The sequence below is a fragment of the Moraxella marmotae genome, assembly GCF_042219885.1.
GTDB lineage: Bacteria > Pseudomonadota > Gammaproteobacteria > Pseudomonadales > Moraxellaceae > Moraxella > Moraxella marmotae.
On record NZ_JBHJHR010000002.1, the window covers coordinates 878939 to 900576 of the forward strand.

Annotated in this window: 21 protein-coding genes; 17 read left to right on the plus strand and 4 right to left on the minus strand. The window is 47.4% G+C overall.

All coding sequences use genetic code 11. The features are described from left to right. Window positions 1-49: 49 nt before the first annotated feature. From pcnB to yjgA, 6 genes are all read left to right on the plus strand, one after another. Complete coding sequence (gene pcnB, locus ACFBZI_RS04150; RefSeq protein WP_375715171.1) at window positions 50-1879, plus strand: polynucleotide adenylyltransferase PcnB; 1830 nt, start codon at window positions 50-52, stop codon at window positions 1877-1879. Further along, entirely contained in the window at window positions 1879-2382 is a 504-nt protein-coding gene (gene folK, locus ACFBZI_RS04155; RefSeq protein WP_375716307.1) for a 2-amino-4-hydroxy-6-hydroxymethyldihydropteridine diphosphokinase, read from the plus strand. Before pcnB ends, folK begins: the two co-directional genes overlap by 1 nt. A 143-nt stretch (window positions 2383-2525) precedes the next feature. Next, on the plus strand, window positions 2526-3353 hold the full coding sequence (panB, locus tag ACFBZI_RS04160) for a 3-methyl-2-oxobutanoate hydroxymethyltransferase (protein ID WP_375715172.1): 828 nt from the start codon (window positions 2526-2528) through the stop codon (window positions 3351-3353). Window positions 3354-3418: 65 nt separating this feature from the next. Then, complete coding sequence (gene panC / locus ACFBZI_RS04165; RefSeq protein WP_375715173.1) at window positions 3419-4270, plus strand: pantoate--beta-alanine ligase; 852 nt, start codon at window positions 3419-3421, stop codon at window positions 4268-4270. Between the two features lie 94 nt (window positions 4271-4364). Continuing rightward, window positions 4365-5258, plus strand: a complete 894-nt coding sequence (gene rapZ / locus ACFBZI_RS04170) for an RNase adapter RapZ (RefSeq protein ID WP_375715174.1) — start codon at window positions 4365-4367, stop codon at window positions 5256-5258. An 81-nt stretch (window positions 5259-5339) separates the two neighbouring features. After that, window positions 5340-5843: a ribosome biogenesis factor YjgA gene (yjgA, locus tag ACFBZI_RS04175; protein WP_375715175.1), complete on the plus strand. Its 504-nt coding sequence runs from the start codon at window positions 5340-5342 to the stop codon at window positions 5841-5843. A 458-nt stretch (window positions 5844-6301) separates the two neighbouring features. On the opposite strand, the gene ACFBZI_RS04180 is transcribed toward yjgA, so the two are convergent. Beyond that, the gene (locus tag ACFBZI_RS04180) at window positions 6302-6925 is read right to left on the minus strand and encodes a thiol:disulfide interchange protein DsbA/DsbL (RefSeq protein WP_375715176.1); all 624 of its coding nucleotides are present in this window, start codon (window positions 6923-6925) and stop codon (window positions 6302-6304) included. Between the two features lie 474 nt (window positions 6926-7399). Here ACFBZI_RS04180 and ubiG point away from each other — a divergent pair, with 474 nt between their 5' ends. The 3 genes from ubiG (at window position 7400) to ACFBZI_RS04195 (ending at window position 9705) form a co-directional block, all read left to right on the plus strand. Next, window positions 7400-8167: a bifunctional 2-polyprenyl-6-hydroxyphenol methylase/3-demethylubiquinol 3-O-methyltransferase UbiG gene (gene ubiG / locus ACFBZI_RS04185; protein ID WP_375715177.1), complete on the plus strand. Its 768-nt coding sequence runs from the start codon at window positions 7400-7402 to the stop codon at window positions 8165-8167. Window positions 8168-8169: 2 nt separating this feature from the next. Continuing rightward, window positions 8170-8868 (plus strand): HAD family hydrolase, encoded by a 699-nt coding sequence (locus ACFBZI_RS04190; RefSeq protein WP_375715178.1) that lies wholly within the window; start codon window positions 8170-8172, stop codon window positions 8866-8868. Window positions 8869-8931: 63 nt separating this feature from the next. Further along, on the plus strand, window positions 8932-9705 hold the full coding sequence (locus ACFBZI_RS04195; protein ID WP_375716308.1) for a YciK family oxidoreductase: 774 nt from the start codon (window positions 8932-8934) through the stop codon (window positions 9703-9705). A gap of 69 nt (window positions 9706-9774) precedes the next feature. Here the strand turns inward: ACFBZI_RS04195 and ACFBZI_RS04200 are convergent, their stop codons facing one another. Beyond that, window positions 9775-10260 carry a hypothetical protein gene (locus ACFBZI_RS04200; protein WP_375715179.1) on the minus strand — a complete coding sequence of 162 codons (486 nt, stop codon included), beginning with the start codon at window positions 10258-10260 and terminating at the stop codon, window positions 9775-9777. Window positions 10261-10427: 167 nt separating this feature from the next. Between ACFBZI_RS04200 and ACFBZI_RS04205 the strand changes: the two genes are divergently transcribed. The 6 genes from ACFBZI_RS04205 (at window position 10428) to ACFBZI_RS04225 (ending at window position 15938) form a co-directional block, all read left to right on the plus strand. After that, on the plus strand, window positions 10428-10898 hold the full coding sequence (locus ACFBZI_RS04205; RefSeq protein ID WP_375715180.1) for a hypothetical protein: 471 nt from the start codon (window positions 10428-10430) through the stop codon (window positions 10896-10898). A gap of 51 nt (window positions 10899-10949) precedes the next feature. Beyond that, a complete protein-coding gene (gene paeA / locus ACFBZI_RS04210) occupies window positions 10950-12269 on the plus strand; it encodes a polyamine export protein PaeA (protein WP_375715181.1) in 1320 nt (439 codons plus the stop codon). A gap of 88 nt (window positions 12270-12357) precedes the next feature. After that, window positions 12358-13437, plus strand: coding sequence for a calcium:cation antiporter (locus tag ACFBZI_RS04215; RefSeq protein ID WP_375715182.1), 1080 nt, complete (start codon window positions 12358-12360; stop codon window positions 13435-13437). Between the two features lie 141 nt (window positions 13438-13578). Then, window positions 13579-13680, plus strand: a complete 102-nt coding sequence (locus tag ACFBZI_RS12095) for a LysR family transcriptional regulator (RefSeq protein ID WP_446221233.1) — start codon at window positions 13579-13581, stop codon at window positions 13678-13680. Beyond that, the gene (locus ACFBZI_RS04220) at window positions 13659-14510 is read left to right on the plus strand and encodes a LysR family transcriptional regulator (RefSeq protein WP_446221234.1); all 852 of its coding nucleotides are present in this window, start codon (window positions 13659-13661) and stop codon (window positions 14508-14510) included. Before ACFBZI_RS12095 ends, ACFBZI_RS04220 begins: the two co-directional genes overlap by 22 nt. A gap of 231 nt (window positions 14511-14741) precedes the next feature. Further along, window positions 14742-15938 (plus strand): amino acid aminotransferase, encoded by a 1197-nt coding sequence (locus tag ACFBZI_RS04225; protein WP_375715183.1) that lies wholly within the window; start codon window positions 14742-14744, stop codon window positions 15936-15938. Between the two features lie 309 nt (window positions 15939-16247). On the opposite strand, the gene ACFBZI_RS04230 is transcribed toward ACFBZI_RS04225, so the two are convergent. Further along, window positions 16248-17765 carry a leucyl aminopeptidase gene (locus tag ACFBZI_RS04230; RefSeq protein WP_375715184.1) on the minus strand — a complete coding sequence of 506 codons (1518 nt, stop codon included), beginning with the start codon at window positions 17763-17765 and terminating at the stop codon, window positions 16248-16250. A gap of 233 nt (window positions 17766-17998) precedes the next feature. Between ACFBZI_RS04230 and lptF the strand changes: the two genes are divergently transcribed. Together lptF and lptG are read left to right on the plus strand one after the other, a co-directional pair. After that, window positions 17999-19192, plus strand: a complete 1194-nt coding sequence (gene lptF, locus ACFBZI_RS04235) for an LPS export ABC transporter permease LptF (RefSeq protein WP_375715185.1) — start codon at window positions 17999-18001, stop codon at window positions 19190-19192. Next, complete coding sequence (gene lptG, locus ACFBZI_RS04240; RefSeq protein ID WP_375715186.1) at window positions 19189-20307, plus strand: LPS export ABC transporter permease LptG; 1119 nt, start codon at window positions 19189-19191, stop codon at window positions 20305-20307. The genes lptF and lptG overlap by 4 nt, the downstream gene beginning before the upstream one ends. A 144-nt stretch (window positions 20308-20451) precedes the next feature. Here lptG and ACFBZI_RS04245 read toward each other — a convergent pair whose 3' ends face one another. Beyond that, window positions 20452-21621, minus strand: a complete 1170-nt coding sequence (locus tag ACFBZI_RS04245) for a DUF1615 domain-containing protein (protein ID WP_375715187.1) — start codon at window positions 21619-21621, stop codon at window positions 20452-20454. Between the last annotated feature and the right edge of the window lie 17 nt (window positions 21622-21638).

A 21638-nucleotide genomic window follows, 5' to 3' on the forward strand; every position in this document is an offset into this window, starting at 1 on the left:
GTTTTGAAGAACATTGATGGGCAAATGCCCAAAGAACCAAGGAGTCGGCATGGGCAAATCGCCTAAAAAGCCAAAACAGACCAAAAAAATCACCCGCACGACCTATTCGGCAAAGTCATTGCAATTACAAAAAGGCAATTTGCCAAACAGCATTCTTGATGTGGTTGGCACATTACAAAAAGCGGGTTTTGATGCCTACATCGTCGGCGGCGGTGTGCGAGACAGCTTGCTTGGACTTGCTCCCAAGGATTTTGATGCCGTTACCGATGCACGCCCACATGAGATTAAGGCGATTTTTGGCGGTCGTTGCCGCATCATCGGTCGCCGTTTTCAGCTGGCACATGTGTACTCTGGCCGTGAGATGATTGAAGTGGCGACTTTTCGCGCACCGCCAAAGGACGACACGCACACCACCGAAGACGGCATGATTACCCGTGATAATGTTTGGGGCGACATTGAGCAGGATTTTGCTCGCCGTGATTTTAGTATCAATGCCTTGTATTATCAGCCGATTAAGGGCGAAGTTTTGGATTTTTGTGGGGCGTTGGACGATGTTCAGAGCCGTACTTTACGCCTGCTTGGTGATGCTAAGGTGCGTATCGAAGAAGACCCTGTGCGTCTGCTGCGTGCCTTGCGTTTTAAGGCGAAATTGGGCTTTGAATTTGACAAGTCTTTGGCGTCACAGTTTCATTTGGACAATTGGTCGCTGCTTGAGCAAGTATCGGCACATCGACTGTATGACGAGACCCAAAAAATGTTTGGCGGCGGCTATTTGAGTGCGTTATTGCCGTTGTTGTTTGAATTTGGGGCGATGCCAAGTTTGATGCATTTTGCCCCTGATGCACCGACACCGTTGATGATGGCAGTGGCACAAAACACCGACCGTCGCACAGCGATGGGCAAAAGTGTCAATCCAGCGTTTTTTTATGCGGTGTTATTGTGGGAAAATTATCTGCATCAATTGGCAAAATTTAAAAAGCGTGGCTTACCATTTCATGAAGCACAGCTAAAAGCCGCCGAAAAAACCATCGACGCCCAGCGTGAAAAAACCGCCATTCCCAAGTTTGCTGAGCAATTTATCAGCGATATTTGGCTGTTGCAGCCTAAGCTGGTCAATCCACGAGTGCGAGAGATTGCCAATCTGGAGCGATTCCCAAAATTTCGTGCGGCGTTTGATTTTTTGGTGCTGCGTGAGCATTATGATACGCACCCATTATCCGAGCCGACCCAAAACATGGGCGTGTGGTGGCAGGCATACCAAGATGCCAGCATCGCCGATAAGGCGTTGATGATTGACGCATTTGGCACGCAAGCTGGCACGCCAAAACGCCGCCGCCGTGATCGCAATGCCAAAACAGACACGACAAGCCAAGAATTAGACCAGCTGCGTGAATTGTCATTACGCAGTGATGAGATTATCACCGAGCGACCCAAGCCGCTGTTTGTCGTGGCAGGGGCGGACGATTTGGTCAAAAAACCAGCCGCTGACAAGTCGCCCAAGATGAGCCAAGCGGTGGCTGTGCCTGTGTTTGATTTGGTAGAATTTAGCGAAGCGGATTTTGAAAAACTGCTCGCCCAAGATGAGCCGTATATCCCAGCATCACGCCATCGCAAGCGTAAGCCGTCATCACTACTGTCCATCAAAGAGCGTGAGCAGGGCCTAAGCGAACAAGATGTGCTGGATCTGATGGGGATAGATGATGACCCCAAGCCGTCACGCCGCCGCCCAAAAACTGACAAACCAAAAACTGGCAAGGATAAAACTGCCAAAGTACCAAAAGCTCAAGCGGATAATGTCGAGCCAGCGGACAAAGCTGTCAAGCCAAAACGCACACGCAGCCGCAAATCCAACGCCAAACCCAAGGCAGACGGCATATGATGACCACTTGCTATATCGGACTGGGCGGTAACATCAGTAACGAGCTTGGTACGCCTGATCAGCATATCCGCCAAGCGGCGGCGGCATTTGTGGCATCATCGGCTTTTGAGCAGGTGCAGCTGTCGTCATTGTACCGCTCAAAGGCGTACGGCGTTACCGATCAGCCTGATTTTTATAATGCGGTGCTGTCTGCCAACACCAGCCTTTTGCCGCTTGATTTGTTAGATTTTTGTCAAAGTCTTGAGCAAGCTGCTGGGCGTGTGCGGCTGCGGCATTGGGGCGAGCGTAGCTTAGATGTTGATGTGCTGCTGTATGGCGATGAGCAAATTTGCCACGACCGCCTGATTGTGCCGCATCGAGAGCTGATGCTTCGAAATTTTGTGCTGGTGCCACTGCTTGAGCTTGATGCCGATTTGTGCGTGCAGGGCGTGCGTCTGGACAGCTGTCCGCTTGCTCACGATATGACGGATTTGGAGAAGTTGGCAGCTGCTGGGATTGAATAATTTGCCAAAATGCCCCATATCTACCCTAATTTGGCAAATGATTGGACAAATGCCAATAAGACAAATCCATAGATAAACTTGATATTAACTAACTATTAATTAAAATGAATCAAGTTTATCATCAGACAATGATAGTGAGAAATATGACCTACCTAACCGACAAGCGTCAAGCACCGATTACCCTTGCCACGCTCAATAAATTCAAAGCCACTGGCGAGAAATTTTCTTGTTTGACTTGCTATGATGCCAGTTTTGCTCACGCCATGCAGAATGCTTGCGTGGATACCATTTTGGTGGGCGACAGCTTGGGCATGGTGGTGCAAGGGCAAAGCTCAACTCTGCCAGTTACGGTGGCGGATATGGCATATCACACCGCCAATGTCGCTCGTGCCAATCAGCATGCGTTGATTATTACCGATTTGCCATTTATGAGCTATGCCACGCTTGGTGATGCTATCGCCAGCAGTCGTGCGGTGATGCAGGCAGGGGCACAGATGGTCAAAATCGAAGGCGGCAGCGAACTTAGCCAAATCGTCTCAACCCTTGCCAAAAATGGCGTGCCAACTTGCGTGCATCTGGGGCTGACACCGCAGTCGGTGAATGTCTTTGGCGGCTATAAAGTACAAGGCAAAACCGACGCCGCCGCCCAAAAACTGCTTGACGACTGCCAAGCGGTCGTGGACGCAGGGGCAGCGATGCTACTGCTTGAGTGTGTGCCAGCTGCTCTTGCCAAGCGTGTAACCGAGCGTTTTGCTGTGCCTGTGATTGGTATCGGTGCAGGCAGCGACACGGACGGTCAAGTGCTGGTGATGCATGACATGTTGGGCATTTATACTCGCAAACCTGCCAAATTTGTTAAAGATTTTTTGACCGATGCAGCAAATACCGACAAAAGCGTGCAAGGTGCGTTTGCCCTGTATCACCGCCAAGTCAAAGACGGTACATTTCCCACACCCGAGCATAGCTTTTAAGTGCAGCTTTAAGCACAGTTTTGCTTGAGTGATTGATTAAATTTTATAAAAATAATTGGGTTAATATGAATATTTTTCACCGCATTGCCGATTTGCGTCAAGCACTAAAGAGCCATCGTGCCGATGACAAGCGTATTGCTTTGGTGCCGACCATGGGCAATTTACACGATGGGCATTTGGCATTAACCCAAATTGCCAAAGCCCATGCCGACATTGTCGTGGTCAGTATTTTTGTCAATCCGACCCAGTTCGGCGTTGGCGAAGATTTTGACAGCTACCCACGCACACTGGACGCCGATGTTGCCAAGCTCACCCAGGCAGGCGTGGATATGGTGTTTGCCCCCAGTGTTGATGAGATGTATCCTGTGTATCCGCCCAATGTACAAGTGCTGTCAGGCGAGATTACCAAAATTTTATGCGGCAAATCACGGCCGACGCATTTTGATGGCGTGGGTCTGGTGGTGGGCAAATTGTTCAATATCGTACAACCAGATGTGGCAGTTTTTGGCAAAAAAGACTACCAACAGCTTGCCATCATTCGCCAGCTTAACGATGAGCTAAACTTCGGTATCCAAATCATCGGTGCTGACATTGTCCGTGCTGATGACGGCTTGGCACTGTCATCACGCAACCAGTATCTGACGGACGACGAGCGAGCGGTTGCCCCTGTATTGTCGCAAACTTTGCAGGATTTGGCGGCGGCGGTGCAGTCGGCGACGCTGGCTGAGTATGACACGCTGATTGAGTCAGCGAAGGCGACTTTGAGCCGTGCAGGTTTTGTGGTGGATTATCTGCACATTTATAATCACAAATTACAAACGCCTGATGCCAGCGATACCGAGCTTGTGCTGCTTGTGGCGGCGTGGCTAGGCAAGGCTCGTTTGTTGGATAATTTGGAAATTTCTGTCAATCGCTAATTTGACATCGTCAGTCTTTTAGTCTTATTTCATTAATCTAAATAATAAAATTAGCCATTAATGAAATAAAACCATAGCCCAATCATGGATTATTATGCAAACACTTAGCAAGCCATCATCGATTGTCATCGTCTCTGGGCGGTCAGGCTCAGGCAAGACATCGGCACTAAATATCCTAGAAGATTTTGGTTATTATGTGATTGATAATTTGCCTTTGTCGCTACTGACCGATGCCGTCAGCCGCCTAACCGCCGAAAACAGCATCGCCAAAATCGCCCTTGGGGTCGATGCACGAGTGCCAGGGGCGGATTTGTCGCAGTTTCCGCAGGTGCATGAATCTTTGGTGCAGGCGTATGGTGAGCATGCCGTCAAGGTCTTGTATGTGACGGCAAATGAGTCGGTACTGGTAGCACGGTTTGGGGCGACACGCCGTGTACACCCCCTGATGATGACTGGCGTGGCGGGCAATTTGCCAAAAGCCATTCACAGTGAGATTGCACGGCTTGAGCCGATTGCTGAGCTGGCGGACATTAAGATTGACACCAGCACCATCAACACCCACGAACTCAAAGAAATAATCCGCACGCAGCTGGGCGTGGACACCATCGTTACGGTCAATCTGCTGTCGTTTGGCTTTAAATATGGCTCGCCGATTGATGCTGATTTTGTGTTTGATGTGCGTATTTTGCCAAATCCGCATTGGCATACCGATTTGCGTGTGCAGACAGGCGAAGATTTGGCGGTGCAGGCGTTTTTTGCTCAGTATCCAGAAGTCGATGCGATGGCAGATGATATTGCAGATTTTCTAAACAAATGGCTGCCGCAATTTATCAACAATAACCGCCATCATGTAACCATCGCCATCGGTTGTACAGGCGGTAAGCACCGTTCGGTCTATATCTCAAGGGCAGTGGCTGATAAATTGACATTGCCAGAGAGTTTCAAAATCAGCACCAAGCACCGAGAAAAGCGGTTTTGGCGTGATTGACGATGGCACGATGTTTTAATTTTATGTAGAAATTTTTAATTATTGTAGTATTGGTTAGCATTGGGTAGTTTAGAGAATATCATGATTGATTGGTCAAAAAAAGACATGCGAGTGTCTCGCACAGAAATCAAAAAATCGCACGAACGCTTGCAGGCGTTGGCGTTGCCGCTGGCGAATTTGTCCAAAAAACAACAAAAAAACTTGCCTGTGAGCGAGTATTTTTTGGACGAATTGTCGCAGCTTGCCAGCATCACTTCAGGCGGTGCCAAAAACCGCCAAATCAAGCGAGTGGGCAAGCTGATTATCGAAGAAGACCGCCACAGCTTGACCCAAGCGTTGTTTGCTTGCAAATTTACGCCAGAGCAAATCGCCAAAATCGAGACTTGGTACACTCGCCTAAACCTTGCTGACGAAAGCACAATCAAGCAGTTTGTGAAGCAGTTTAATGCCAGCGAATTTAACAGCGTTTATCAGCTGCTGTTGTGGATTGAGTACGCCAAGCATCTGGGCGATGATGAGCTACTTGACGAAAGTGTGGCGGATTTTGAAAGTTATGTCAAAGAAGTGGCGATTTTATCCACTTGATTGCATTGCATTGAGTTGTATTTTGTTGGGTTTTGGTTGCTAAATCAAAAGTTGATAAATCAAACAAATCAGCAAAAATCGCCAAAACCCATCAAAACTCACACAAAGCAATAAAGCCACATGAATAATCATGCGGCTTTATTACCATTCCCAAATAAGGCATCTGCCTTGTCCATGTTCCGTGTTACAGCGTTCGTCCTTGGTTGGCGTCCATCGCCAATTCCCTTGCTGTGTGCATAGTATCGCAAATTTACCGATTGCCGACCAGTGGCAAAAGTCGGCAATCGTTGTCAGATAATTCGTACAAAATCCACAATTCCACAAATTTTAAAACCCACAAATTAAAACCCAAAACCCAAGCCTTAAATAAAAGCAACGCCCAATCACAGCCAAAATTTGGATATGATAGGGCGTTACTTGGTCATTATTTTAAGACCTAAACTGTCTTGGGCAGTGGCTTATTTTTTGTTTTCTTCACGCACTTTGTTGATAAGAAAATCAACCACTTGCGGCACTTTGGCATCTTCGCCAGTAACGACATATTTGCCATGCACCACCACCGCAGGCACGCCAGTCAGCTGATAACGCATCGCCCCTGCTTTGGCACGCTCAATTTTGGTGCTGACGGCAAAAGAGTTGTACAGGTTGTTAAATTTACTCTTGTCGATGCCTTGGGCGGCGTACCAGTTGCCAATCTCATCTTGGGAGCTGATGACATTGCGTTTGCCGTCTTTGTGGACAGCGTCAAATAGGGCTTGGTGGGTTTTTTCTTGGACGCCCAGCTGCTGAGCGGTATAAAAACCACGCGCACCGACTTCCCACACAGGGTTCATGGCGGCAGGCGTCTGGAAAAATGCCACATCGCTTGCCTTTGTTTTTGCCCATTTTTTCATATGTGGCTCTAGGTTATAGCAGTGTGGGCAGCCATACCAAAAAAATTCACGCACCACGATGACATCGCCAGCGATATTTTCAGGGTTTGACAGCACTTTATAATCTTGACCTTCGACAAAATTGGCGTGGCTAAGATTTGCCAAACCGACAGCGGTGGCAAGCAAGGTGGCTTTTAGAGCAAATTTCATGGCAGTTTCCTTATTACACGGTTGCACAAAATATGTTCAGTAAAGACCGCTTGGCATGAGTGTCAGGGTCAAAACGAACTTGCCGTATAGTTTAGCGTATTTTTTGTCAAAAGTGGCAACAGTTTTCTTAATACTTCGTTGCAGAATGTGTAAATTTTATATTTATCATAAAAAACCACGATAAAACTGGCGACAAATTGCCAAAAATTAGCAAATTTTGCCCGCTGATATTTTTAAAAATAGATAAAAATGGATAAAAACAGGTGAAAACTGGCAAAAACTGACCCAAATTGATGAAAATTCGCCAAGATTCGCCACAATTTGCCATAAATTGCCACAAACTGACAATTGATCACTTTGTCATACGCCAAATGGGTGATTGGCTAGTAAAAGCCCCCCAAAAATGATAAGATAGTACCATTTAACTCATAATTTTAACCCATAAATTCAACCAACAAAACTAGGACAAACGCCATGACTCATCAAGCAACCGATACTGTAAATAATGCTGATTTTGATGAAATTGGTAAATTTACCAAACTTGCCGAAGAATGGTGGAATCGCACAGGGGCATTCAAATCCCTGCACGACATCAATCCGCTACGCCTAAACTGGATCGAAGACCGTGTCAATGAGCATTATGGCTCGTCATTGGTCGATAAATCGGTGGTGGACATCGGCTGCGGCGGTGGGATTTTGGCACATTCGCTGGCGGTGCGTGGGGCAGGCGTGCTGGGCGTGGATTTGGGTGATGAGAACTTAAAAGCCGCCGCCATTCATGCTGCCAAAACTGGCATGGATAAGCGGGCATCATTTCGCTGTGTGCCTGCAGAAGTTTTGGCAGCCGAGCAGCCAGCCGCCTATGATGTGGTCACTTGTATGGAGATGCTGGAGCATGTGCCAGACCCATCTGCCATCGTGCAGGCGTGCTATGATTTGCTAAAACCCGGTGGCGTCTGCGTGATGAGTACCATTAACCGCAATCCAAAATCTTATTTATTTGCCATTATCGGTGCTGAATATGTGCTGAATTTGGTGGATAAAGGCACGCATGATTATCACAAATTCATCACCCCTGCCGAGCTTGACCAAATGGCGGTGCGTGCTGGCTTTAATCGCATGGACATGACAGGCCTGCATTACAATCCCATCACCAAGCATTATTGGCTGTCTAATGCCAATGTCGATGTCAATTATATGATGGCGTTCACCAAGCCACTTAATAAGCCACTTAAGGGGTAATCATGGCTGGGCAAATCCAAGCGGTGCTGTTTGACTTAGATGGCACTTTGATTGACACCGCACCAGATTTTGTGCGTATCATCAGGCAGCTGTGCGATGAAGATGGGCGAGTTGCCCCCAGTGAAGCGGCTATCCGTGAGCAGGTGTCGGCAGGGGCAAGGGCGATGGTTCGGCTGATTTTTGGGGATAAATTTGCCGATGTCGCTGATGACGATGAGCAATTATTGAGCTATCGGCAGGCGTTTTTGGATCGTTATCAAGCGGATATTTGTGTGGATAGCCGTGTGTTTGATGGGCTGTACCCACTGCTTGAGCTGCTTGAAAATCAAGGGCTGCCGTGGGGAATTGTTACCAATAAGCCCAGATATTTGGCTCAAAGTCTGCTGGATAAACTAAACCTAGCATCACGCTGTGGCGTGCTGGTCTGTCCTGATGATGTTACCAATACCAAGCCTGACCCTGAGCCGATGTATCTGGCGTGCCAGACACTGGGCGTGGACGCTGATCGCTGCATCTATGTGGGCGATCACCGCCGTGATATACAAGCAGGGGCGGCAGCAGGCATGATGACGGTGATTGCCAAGTTTGGCTATCTGTCCGCCGATGACTTGGCACAGCTGGAGTCTTGGGGAGCGGATAGGATTGTCGATACACCGCAGCAGCTGACTCAGCGGCTAAAGGATCTGATTGCACAGCCCTAAGCTAAGTTTAGCGACACCAACTTGCCATCATAAATCAACAACGGATACGATATGGATAAGACAATGCAAGCGATGATTTCACATGATGCGATGCGTCAATTTCAATACAACCAAGACAGCCTAAAAGATAAGATAATTTTGGTGACTGGTGCAGGCGATGGCATCGGCAAAGTGGCGGCACTGACCTATGCCAAATGCGGTGCAACCGTGCTGCTGCTTGGTAAAACCCAAAGCAAACTTGAAGCGGTCTATGACGAGATCGAAGCCTTGGGCGGCGTGCAGCCAGCGATTTTACCGATGGATTTACAAACCGCCACTTTTGCCCAAATGCAAGAGCTGGCAGGCCTTATCGAAAAAGAATTTGGGCATTTGGACGGTGTGCTGCACAATGCGGCACTGCTTGGGGCATTGACACCGCTTGAGATGTACGATCCGATTACCTTTGAGCAGGTGATGCGTGTCAATTCGACAGCGGTATTTATGCTCACCCAAAGCCTGATACCGCTACTACGATCGGCAACGAGTGGCTCGATTGTCTTTACCAGCAGCAGTGTCGGTGCCAAGCCAAGGGCGTTTTGGGGGGCATATGCACTGTCCAAGCAGTCGCTTGAAGGCATGACGACCATTTTTACCCAAGAGACGCAGAACATGACGGCGTTGCGGTTTAACTGCATCAATCCTGGGGCGACACGCACCAATATGCGCGCCCATGCATTCCCCGGCGAAGACCCTTATACCCTAAAAACGCCCGAAGAAATCATGTCGGTGTATGTGTATCTGATGACCGATGCCGCCAGCGGTGTCAAAGGGCAAGTGGTTGATTGTCAGCCAAAGTAATCTTTTGCCCTGCTCTGCTTTGTGATTTTGGATAGTCGGATTGCTTGGTTGGGCAATATAAGGTTATGATTAAGGGCAAGTTGTGTATCTGCTTTGTATGTCTTTTTGTAGCCGCTCCAAGATTTTGGTGTTGCTGCTGAATGGCGATTGACGAGCGTTAAATACTTTAATCACAGTTTGGTGGTCGCCGTTTGAGATAAATTGTACAATAGATATGGGTCTGGTGTCAGCATAGACATTTAGTATGCCGATTTGGGCTTGTCTATCCAAGCTGCTTTTAACAAAAATGCTGGGCGTAGTTCCAGTAACGGTAACTGGTGTACCCATCGTGCTGACGGTTATTGGGTATTTGACACCTTCTCTAGCGACACATTTATCATAATTATATTTGGCGTTGGCAAAGGCATCAATATAATCCATTGAAACCTTATGTTCAAAGGGTGTTTTGGTAAGTAATTTTTGATAGCGAATAGCACTTTTGTCCGTGGATAGGCAGCCGCTCATCAAAAGTGATGCTAAAATAACAATTGGCACATAAACCATGCAGGTTTTCACTTCAATATCCTTTAGTTGTGGTTAATGATAGAATGTTAAGATTATAGCGTATTTACTGCTAGGATAACAATCGTGTCGTAGATAAAAGGTGTATTATGATAAAATGTGTACAAAAAATCATCATGCTAATGGTAGCGGCGGGTTTGTCAGCGTGTGCAGCCAATCCCATGACAGCTTATCTTGCTTATAAAGATAGCCAAATGCAAAAACAACTTGAAGATTTGCACGCATACACCAATCGCTTGGTTGATGAACATCAGCCGCATGCGACATTAAGATTTTACCCATTTGTACCGCATTTTGGTTATGGCACATTAGAGCCTTCGCCAGTTCACATTCTTCAGGTTGATGATGTAGAGATTTTTAAACCACATGATTTTTTGCCAAAAAAATATGAATTGATTTTGCCCTTTGTGGATTTGAATATTCCTGTGGGTGAGCATACGGTAACGGTAGCTTTTTTACATAAACAACCCAGCCAAATTACAATGAATTTTGAAGATGGTAAACAGTATGTGATAAAGCCTGGGTACAAAAAAGGGTGGTATGTTTATGAATATGAATATGACGCACGCTTTGCCGTTAATGCTGAAGAAAGTGTGATTTTAAAGAAAATGGTATGTTGTTCGGCTGATTGATATAAAAATGAGCAAATTGCTACCTAAATTTATGACAACTATGGAAATATCGTGAGTTTATTTCAAAACCTTTTTATTATTCTTTTACTGATTTTGACTTCGAGCTTTTTTTCGATTTCTGAAATCGCCTTGGCAGGTGCCAGAAAAATCAAGCTCAAATTACTAGCCGAGTCTGGCGATGAGCGTGCCAATAAGGTGCTAAAGCTGCAAGAAAATTCAGCGGATTTTTTTGCAGCTTCGCAGATTGGCCTAAATGCCGTGGCGATTTTGGGCGGTTCGGTTGGTGAAAGTGCCTTGCGTCCTTATTTTGCCGAGTGGTTTGGGGTGTTTTATCAAGGGCCGTGGCTAGACAGCATTGCGTTTTTTGCGTCTTTTACGATCATCACTTTGGCGTTTATTTTGTACGCTGATTTGATCCCTAAGCGGATTGCGATGATTAACCCTGAGCGAGTGGCGTTGTCGATTATCAATCCTGTGCTGTGGCTGATTCGCTTGGTCAAGCCGTTGGCGTGGGTGATTAATACCATTGCCAATCTGACTTTTCGCCTGTTTAAGGTCAATACCGCACGAGATGACAGCATCACCTTTGATGACATTTCTGCCATCGTGGACGCTGGGGCAGAAGCGGGCGTGTTGATGGAGCAAGAGCAGCATTTTATCGAAAATGTCTTTGAGCTAGAAGAGCGTACCGTGCCATCATCGATGACCAACCGTGATGATGTGGTGTTTTTTACGCTAAAAGAGAGCGAAGAGAGCATTCGCCAAAAGATTGCCGATTATCCGTATTCGAAGTTTTTGGTGTGTAATGAGCATATTGACCAAGTGATTGGCTATGTCGATACCAAGGACATTTTGGTGCGTTTGTTGAACAAACAGTCGTTTTTTCAGTTGAACGAATCCACCATTCGCAATATTTTAATCATTCCAGATACGCTGACCTTGTCGGAGCTTTTGGATAAATTCCGTGCCAGCAAGGACAAAATGGCGGTGGTGATTAACGAATACGCCTTGGTTGTCGGCATCATCACGCTGTCGGATATTATGATGACGGTGATGGGCGACTGGGCATCTGCCGAGCCTGAAGATCAGCAGATTATCCGCCGTGATGACAATTCATGGTTTATTGATGGTATCACGCCGATTGATGATGTCAAGCATGCCTTGGATATCGATGAATTTCCTGACTGGGATCATTATGAGACGCTGGCGGGTTTTGTGATGTATCGTTTGCGAAAAGTGCCACGCCCTGCTGACTGGGTGGAGCATGCTGGCTATAAATTTGAAGTGGTGGACATTGACCATTATAAGATTGACCAGCTACTGGTAACTCGTCTGGAAGTACCGACAGACGATACCCAAGCCAATGACTAGGTGGTTTGCCAAGTCAATAAAATTGTGCGATTTGTTTTTATTGTGTTATTTGTATAAAAAGATAAATAAACTTAATTAAGGAGTGTGTATGGCGTCAAATGCCCGTTTTGGGTTGCCGATATGGTCGATGGCGTTGCCGTTGGTGGCGTGGGGCTTGTTTTTTGTGGGCATCAAAGGCAGTATTTGGCTGCAGGTTTTGGGCGGTGTCTTTTTGATTGGCAGTGTGCTGTCTGCCGTTTATCATGCCGAAGTGGTGGCACACAAGGTGGGTGAGCCATTTGGTACGATTATTTTGGCACTGTCAATCACCATCATCGAAGTGGCTTTGATTGTCTCTTTGATGGTGGCAGGCGGCGACAATTCGGCTTTTTTGGCACGAGATACGGTCTTTGCGGCGATTATGCTGATTTTGAACGGCATTTTGGGCTTGTCGCTATTGATTGGTGGCTTTAAGCACCGTGAGCAGTTTTTTGGTCAAAAATCCGCCAGCACTGCCTTGATTACGCTGGTATCCATTTTGGTGATGACGCTGATTTTGCCAAATTTCACCACATCAACCGCCGAAGGGACTTATTCGCCCATGCAGCTGATGTTTGTGGCGGTAGCATCTTTGGTGCTGTATGGCTCTTTTATCATGGTGCAGACGGTGCGTCATCGAGATTATTTTTTGGCGGCTGATGACGATTTGGATCACCATGCCGAACCGCCCACTGCCAAAGTGACGGCGACAAGTTTTGGCTTTTTGTTGGTGTGCCTTGGCATCGTGGTGATGCTCGCCAAAAGCCTTAGCCCAAGCATCGAAGCGGCCGTGGCAGCCATCGGTGCACCAGCGACTTTGGTCGGTGTGATTATCGCTGCGGTGGTGCTACTGCCTGAAGGTCTGGCAGCCCTAAACGCCGCTCGCCGTAACCGCTTTCAGACCAGTCTGAACCTAGCCTTAGGTTCGGCACTTGCCAGTATCGGTCTGACCATTCCAGCAGTGACCATCGTCTGCTTGTTATACGGCATTCCTTTGGTGTTGGGATTGGACGGCAAATCAATGGTGCTGCTGGGTTTATCTACCTTTATCGTTGTGTTATCATTAAATCAGGGACGCACCAATGTTTTGTACGGCATTGTTTTACTTGTGAATTTGGCGGCATATATTTTTACAATTATTGCACCATAATGGATTGATGCCATCAATTTGCTGTAAGTATTGAGTTGTGAGTATTGATGGCAATTTTGCCAAAATTTGGGAATAATTTGCTATCTTGTTGATGATTTGCCAAGTTGCCATCATCATTTTATTATCATCTAAGGGGTGAATGTGAGTACGACACTTCGACAACTGAGAGCCTTTGTGCTGGTCGCCGAACAAAACAGCTTTACCAAGGCGGCCGAAACGCTATGTTTGACACAGTATGTTTGACACAGTCGGCACTGTCTGGGCTGATTAAGGAGTTGGAACAAAATCTGGGGGTGAAGCTGTTTGACCGCACGACACGCAAGCTGCACCTATCAGACGCAGGCGTGCGACTGCTGCCACAGGCACGGCGAGTGCTAAATGAGATGTCGGTGCTTAACGAAAAGGTCAGCAACCTAAAATCACTGCACCAAGGGCATGTGCGTCTGGCGGTATCGCAGCAGCTGTCTGCCAGTGCGATGCCGAAGTTTGTCGCCAAGTTTTGTGAGATTCACCCAAATATCCAAGTGACGCTGACCGACTGCTCGGTGGATAATGTGGTTGAGCATATCGAAAACCTAGAAGCAGACCTAGGTGTCGCACCAGAGCGTGCGTATTCGGACGATTTGCAAGCCAAGGTGCTGTTTTCGTCGCCATTTTATCTGGTGCTGCCTGCCACGCACCCATTTGCCAAAAAAGATGTGGTGCGATGGTCGGATCTGCTCAATGAACGCCTAATCACGCTCAATGGGCCTTTTATCAAAAGCCTACAAAATGAGCTGCCAGCACAAATCTCCAGCCGTATCTTTAACCCAGATTTTGAAATCAATTTCTTATCCACAGCACTGGGCATGACACGCATGGGACTGGGCGTAACCTTGTGCTTGCTCTACGCTGCCGAATGGGTGGAACAAAACGGACTGGTGATGCGTCCGATTGCCGACCCTGTGGTCGAACGCAAGTTTTTGTTATACACGCACAAAAACCGCTCACTGTCGCCAGCGGCATCGGCATTTAAGGAGTTTTTGGAACAAAATGCTCATGAGTTTTTGGCAAGTAAGCCAACAACAATTTAAGCGATGATTATAGTGGTGATTTGAGTGATAAAAAACACCGTCAGCTGGCGGTGTTTTTTGGTGCTGATTTTGATAAATTGTGGTTTTATTGATAAAAATTGTATTTTTGCTAAAAAAGTCCGAATTGGGGCTAAAATATGTACAAAAATCACAATTTCCCCACACATTGACACAATTTTAGGCTATACTTATAGATGGTTTTTTGACACCACCAAATAAAAGGACAACACCATGTTTGAACATGTTACCCCCTATGCAGGCGACCCGATTTTGGGTTTGATGGATAAATTTGCCAATGACCCACGCACCGACATTAAGGTGAATTTGGGCGTCGGCGTGTATTATACTGAAGATGGCAAATTGCCAGTGCTTGAGTGCGTCAAGACCGCCGAAGGTCAGATCGCCAATCCACCACGACCACGGGGCTATCTGCCGATGGACGGTTTGCCGGGTTATCGCAAGGCGTGCCAAGATTTGCTGTTTGGTAAAAATCACCCTGCGGTTGCCGAAGGCCGAGTGGCGACCATTGCCACTTTGGGCGGCTCTGGTGCTCTAAAAGTCGGTGCTGACTTTATCCATCAATGGTTCCCAAATTCTAAATGCTATGTTTCAAACCCAACTTGGGGCAACCACATCAGCATCTTTGAAGGGGCAGGCATCGAAGTGGGCAAATATCCCTACTACGACCCAGCGACCATCGGCGTAAAGTTTGATGAGCTGTGCGAGTTTTTCAAAACCCTAAATCCTAACGATGTCGTGCTACTGCACCCATGCTGCCACAACCCAACAGGTGTGGATCTAAGCCGTGAGCAGTGGGATATTTTGCTTGAGATTGTTAAAGAGCAACAACTGATTCCGTTTATGGACATCGCTTATCAAGGCTTTGGCGATGATATGGACGGTGATGCTTATGCCATTCGCCGTGCCGTTGAGCTGGGTTTGAGCGTGTTTGTGTCAAATTCATTCTCAAAAAATCTGTCGCTATATGGCGAGCGTGTCGGTGGTCTGTCTGTGGTTTCACCAACCAAAGAAGAGTCAGAGCGAGTCCATGGCCAGCTCAAATTTACCGTCCGACGCATCTACTCTAGCCCACCATCACACGGCAACCATGTGGTCGATATCGTGATGAATGATGAAACATTGTTTGACCAATGGGTTGGCGAAGTGTATCAGATGCGTGATCGTATCCGCAAAATGCGTCAAAAGCTGCAAGACACCCTAACCGCCAAGCTGCCAGAGCGTGATTTTAGCTACTTCACCAAGCAGCGTGGTATGTTTAGCTTTACTGGGCTAAACCCCGAGCAAGTGGTGCGTCTGCGTGATGAATTTGCCGTTTATATGGTTGAAAATGGCCGTATGTGCATCGCTGGCCTAAACAGCCAAAATGTCGAATATGTCGCCAATGCGATGGCAGAAGTGATAAAATAAGCCAATCTTGCTTGTCGGATTTGACAAGTCCAATAAAAACCTGCAGCCGATTTGGTTGCAGGTTTTTGCTTTATTTTTGGGGCTGGCTTGGTCTGGTTTGGTTTTTTGCTGATAATTTGATGAGATTAATAAATTTTCAAATTGCAGCTTAAAATGTTCCACATGAAACACTTTTAAACTAAATCAAGCCAATCAAACCAAGTGCAGTTAAATTAAAATCACCATAAATTAAATATAACTGTTTGATTTAAAACAAAATAAAATAAAAACAGGCATCAACCGACGCCTGTTTTTATTTGCCTAAGAATATCAGCCTTGAGTTTGTTGGCGGATATATTGAGCCAGTAGGGCAACAGGGCGACCTGTGGCAGCGTTTGTGCTGCCGCTCTTCCATGCTGTGCCTGCGATGTCAAGATGCGCCCATGCTTGACCTTCTTTGATGAATCGCTGCAAGAAACACGCTGCGGTAACTGAGCCTGCTTCACGGCCGCCGATGTTTTGAATGTCGGCGACTTTTGAGTTGATTTGCTCATCGTAGCTGTCGTCCAGTGGCATATGCCATACCAAGTCGTTGGTGTATTCGCTGGCAGACTCTAGGGCAAATAGCGTGTCTTCATCGTTACTGTACAGTCCAGAACGCACGCTGCCCAAGGCGATGACGCAAGCACCAGTCAGTGTGGCGGTGTCAATGATGACCTTGGCGTCATAATGCTCTTGGACATAGCACAGCGTATCGCACAGCACCAAGCGGCCTTCGGCATCGGTGTTTAGAATCTCGACGCTGGTGCCGTTCATGGCGGTAACGACATCACCGGGGCGAGCGGCACGAGCAGACGGCATATTTTCGGCACACGCCAGCACAGCGACGATGTCAATTTTTAGTCCTGCTTCGGCAACAGCACGCATCGTACCTAGGATTGACGCTGCTCCGCCCATGTCAAATTTCATCTCTTCCATGCCAGCAGCATGTTTTAGCGAGATACCGCCTGTATCAAAGGTTAGGCCTTTGCCGACTAGGGCGATGGGGTGGTGTAGCTTGGGTTTTTTGGCGTTTTTGCCTGATTTGCCGTAGTATTCGATGACAGCCAGCTTGCCTTCTTGGTCTGAGCCTTGCGATACCGCCAAAAAGCAGCCCATGCCCAGTTTTTGCATTTCTTTTTCGCCCAGTATGTGGATACGCATGGTATCTTCATAATCTTTGGCAAGCTGTTTGGCTTTTTTTGCCAGCTCGCTTGGGGTCAGCAGGTTCGGTGCTTCGTTAGCGACATCTTTGGCACAGGCGATACCGCTGGCGGTCGCTTGGGCAAATTGTAGTGCTGCTTGATAATCTTTTTCGCCATCTTTGGTGCAGACGATATTGACCTGACGCAGTTTGTCGGCATCTTTTGGCTTGGATTTGTGATGCTCAAAGCGATAGCCAGCACCGATTAAGGCGGTAACAAATTGGGTGAAGTGGATTTGGCAAATGACATCACCCCACAAAATCGCAGCGTTTGGCACGCTTTTGATGGCAGCATAAGTGGCAGTGGCGATTTTGGCAATGTTATTGGCGATTTTGTTGGCTTTGCCCACGCCGATCACGCTGATGGCAGGCAGCTCTTTGGCGTGCAAGGCATAATCGCTGACGCTCTCGCCTAGGCTTGCCCCAAAGCCGCTTTGTTTGATGAGCTGCTCGGCTCGTGCCAGATATTCAGCATCGCCCAAATTGCCCAAAATCTGACCATCATCGCTGGCATACAGCACGATGATTGGCAATGGGTGATTGGCGGTGGGTTTTTTTAGGCTCAGTTTATTATTGACTTTGATTGTCAATGCACAAGATGGCATATCCATTCCTTATTGGTTAAATTTGTGAAATTTGTATAAAATTTGCCGTCTGCACCAGCATGAGCGTGCCAAGGGGTGCAAACTGTGAAATCATAAAATCAGCAAGTCAAACGACTCCCAATTAGTGTAGCACAAATGCAGGGCAAGCCAAAATAATTTTATCAAAATGCCTTGCAAAAACTCGCAACAAAATAAACTGTCAAAATCGCTTAAAACTTAGGCGGTTTTTTGATATGATAAATCTTTTTATCTACTTTTTAAAAGCTGATTCTGTGATTTTACGCCGATACATGACCACGCAAGTTGCCACGACCACCGCCTTAGTTTTGGGCTTTTTGGTGGTGATGCTTTTGGGTGGGCGATTGATTCGTTATTTTGGCATGGCAGCAGAAGGCGGATTGAATGTAAGCGTGCTGTTTAGCCTGATTGGTTATAATTTGCCTTATTTTCTTGAGCTGATTTTGCCGTTGTCGTTTTTTATTGGTTTGATGCTGGTTTTTGGTCGGCTGTATGCCGATCATGAGATGGCGGTGATAAACAGCAGTGGTATCAGTCGCAGCCAGCTGGGTCGCTTGCTGTGGCCGTTGGTGCTGATTTTGATGCTTATCGAAGGTGGCATTTCGTTGGTTGCCAAGCCTTGGGGCATGGAGCGTGCGACCAATATTTTTAAAGAGCAGTCGCTTACGCAGGCGTTTGATTTGATTCGCCCAAACGAGTTTATCAGCAGTGGCGATTATCACCTGTATGTCGGTCAGATGGGCGAAAATCGTGAATCGCTTGAAGATGTGATTATTATCCAAATGGGACAAACGGACAAAGCAGCTGCCAAAAACTCCCAAAATCCAGACCGCCAAAGCAAAGACACGCTGATTTTTGCCAAATCCGCCACGCAGGTACAGCACGATGATGGGCAAATTCAGCTGGATTTGCACCAAGGGCGGCGTTATGAAGTCGATCCCAAAAGTCGCCAATACAGCCAAATCGGCTTTGAGCGTTATCGTATGACGCTGTCGGCGGATAAGGTGGACAATCAAGCGGCGATGCGAATCGAAGGGGTCAGCACGCCAGATTTGCTTGCCATCATGCACGGCACATTACCCAGAGATAACCAAAACGAAGCGGTTGCCGAGTTCGGCTATCGCTTATCAATGCCGTGGCTGATGTTTCTTGCGGCAATGATGGCAGTGCCGCTGTCTTATGTGCGTCCACGCCAAGGCAGGTGGCTTAAGCTGATTCCTGCGATTTTTATCTATGTGGCGAGCGTGCTGGTGGTGATTTCGCTAAAAGATAGCATCACCAAGGGCAAAATGAGCGTGGCGATGTATCTGGCGGCATTGGTGCTATTGACAGCATTTGCCCTATATCTGAATTATCATCAGCGGTGGGTGGCACGCCTACGCTTACGCCAAAGTGAGAATGTGTCATGAAATCACAGATTTTACCAAAATATGTCATGTCATCGGCACTTTTGGCGATGATGGGTGCGGTCGTTGGGCTGTGGCTGCTGCAGATGATTTTTGCTTATCTGGGCGAGCTTGAAAACATCAATGATGCTTATACTCTAAAAGATGCACTGCTGTTTATCCTGTACCGTTCGCCGTATTTTTTGGTGCAGTTTATCCCTACAGGGGCATTATTGGGGGCGGTGATTGGGCTGGGACTGCTTGCCAATCACAGTGAGCTTATCATCATGCGAGCGGCGGGCATTAGCCTGTATCGCATCATCGGCTGGGTGATGTTGCCGGCGTTTATTTTTGTGGCGATATCGCTGGGGGTCAATCAATTTGTCCTGCCCATTGCCAATCAGCACGCCGCTGCCATCAAAAACGACACCATTTATGATAAGCTCATCACCATCGATGGCTATTGGTCGGTACAAAACACCGACGAGCGTCAAGATGTGGTCTATATCAGCTATGCCGACAGCGATGGCAAGCTGGGCGAAGTCAGACGCTATCAGTTAGACCATGGCAGCCTAAGTGCCGCCTTGCACGCCGATGCAGGCAATTACCAAGGCAGCGAACAGTCTGCCAGTGCCGATGCTAATGGTGCAGACAGTCGCTATACATGGCAGCTGTCAGGGATTGACCAAGTCGCCATTGATAGTCATCAAGTCAGGCAGTCGCACAGCGATTTACAAAGCCTAAGCTTGCCGATTGCCCCAACCGATGTGCATCTGCTCACACGAGAGCCTGAAGATTTGTCCGTAAGCGATTTGTACGCCCACAAGCAGCTGATGAAACACCAGGGCAGACATTCGCTACGCCATGAGCTGGCGTTTTGGCAAAAGCTGCTCTCGCCTTTTGCGGTGCTGTCTTTGGTGCTGGTGGCGTCGTCTTTTGTGTTCGGTTCGCTGCGTTCGCAGGGCTTGGGTTTGCGTATCGTTTTGGCGTTATTGACAGGGCTGTTGTTTAGCTATTTGACCGATTTGACAGGTTTTATTGCCCTAGCCACTGGCGTATCGCCTTTGTTGATGGCATTTTTGCCGATTATCATCTCATCGGCGGTGGGCATGTATTTACTCAATCAAAAAGCCAAATAATTTCATCAAATTTGCCAAATTTTAGCCAATGATTTGCCAAAATAAAAGCGAAATCCGCCGACGATTTCGCTTTTTTTGTGCAATTTTTTAATGAACAAATCAGTAAAATAAACCAAATCAACCCAAGTCATTTAAAACCAATCATCAGCCCAAACGCAGCCGTTTGGCGGTCGTCATGCAAGTTTGATAGCGTCTGTCCACATGGGTGGCGAACCAGTTGGTGTCCAAATCTCGGCTTAATTTTGGCCCGCTAATCACCACTTTGGGCATGATGGCATAGGCAGGTTTTCGGGCGAATTTATCGCTAAACATCGCATTCACCGCTTGATAAGTGGCGGTTTGTTCAAAGTCTTGGGTTTTTTCTTTTTTAAAGTCGGCTCGGATTTGCCGCTCGCTGATGGGCGTTTTGGCGGCTGCCAAAAGTTTGATGGCGGCTGTTTCGGTGGCAGACTTTTTGCTCAAGGGGCTGCCGTCTTTATAAAGCAGCAAATCGCCATCAATCGCCAGCGTCTCACCGCTTAAGGTGGCGATACGCTGCTGAAAGGCGGCGTTGCGACTTGAATACATGCCAGAATTATAATCGGCAAAGCGATACAGCGGCTGATCATAATCGGCTGGGTACATCAGCAGGCGGTGAATGCCATAGTACAGACCGCCGTACTGCGTGTACAGATCGGCACGCAGCTGGCGATCGCTCATGCTGGCACGGCGGTGGGATCTGGCATAGTCAATATGCACCTGCATCGAGCCGAGCGTGGTGATGGGATTGATCCGCTCATCGATGCCTTGCCCTGATAGCTTGGTGATGTTGGTGAGCGGTGAGACCTTGTAAGTGGTGGTAAAATAATCAAAAATCTCACGATACAGCTCATCAAGCTGCTTTTCGGTTTTGACGGCTTTGATTTGTTTGATAAAGCTGTTTTGTTTGCTGGGGCGAGTCTCTAGCATGGTGCGAAATACCACCGCCAAGTTTTTGCCAAGCTTATCTTCGAGCTTATCATCGATGGCTTTTAGGGCGGCATGACCCAGATTTGGCACGGCAGGATCGGCGTGAAAATTGGACTCTTGGTCAATGATGGCGATGGCAGTGCAGGCATTTTTGGCATCTTTTGGGATAGATAAAGTGTCAAAAATATCGGCAATGTCATTTGCCCAGCTTTTGGGATTTTTGGTGTGCTTGGGGATAAGTTTGGCAATTTGTGCAGCACTGAGCGTGGGCTTGTCGCTGGTGGCAGGCGGATTGGGAATATCACAGCCAGCCAGTATGCTAACGCCCAGCGATAAGACAACAAGAGACAATTTTTGCATGGCCATTTTATCTCATTTTAATT